The sequence below is a fragment of the Clostridium folliculivorans genome (assembly GCF_024341905.1).
GTDB classification, from domain to species: domain Bacteria; phylum Bacillota; class Clostridia; order Clostridiales; family Clostridiaceae; genus Clostridium_AR; species Clostridium_AR folliculivorans.
The window spans coordinates 1-321 of the sequence record NZ_BQXY01000046.1; the positions used below are offsets into that span (position 1 = coordinate 1).

At 36.4% G+C, this 321-nt stretch carries 1 protein-coding gene; it reads left to right on the forward strand.

Annotated features, from left to right (window positions below; translation table 11 throughout):
- Positions 1 to 321 (forward strand): ABC transporter permease subunit (locus OCU55_RS23830; RefSeq protein WP_427847095.1); only part of this gene is annotated, 321 nt, incomplete at both ends.

Genomic DNA, 321 nt, shown 5'->3' on the forward strand with positions numbered 1-321 from the left:
ACAGCTATAAACCTTTTTGCTCAAGCTTTAGCAGCCTTTCTTATCTTTAAGCTTTTCGGAAAAGGCGGACAAACGGATGGTGTTAATGGCTTAGCATACAATATACCAAAAGCATTAAGAAATATGCCGGTGCTTGGTAAACTTGTAGGAGACTTAAACTGGTTTGTATATGCAGCAATAGTTGCGGTAATAATAGCACATTTTGTACTATATAAAACTCCGTGGGGACTTAGAATAAGAGCCGTTGGAGAACATCCAAAGGCAGCAGATACTTTAGGAATAAACGTGTATAAAGTAAGATATATTTGTGTTGTAATATCA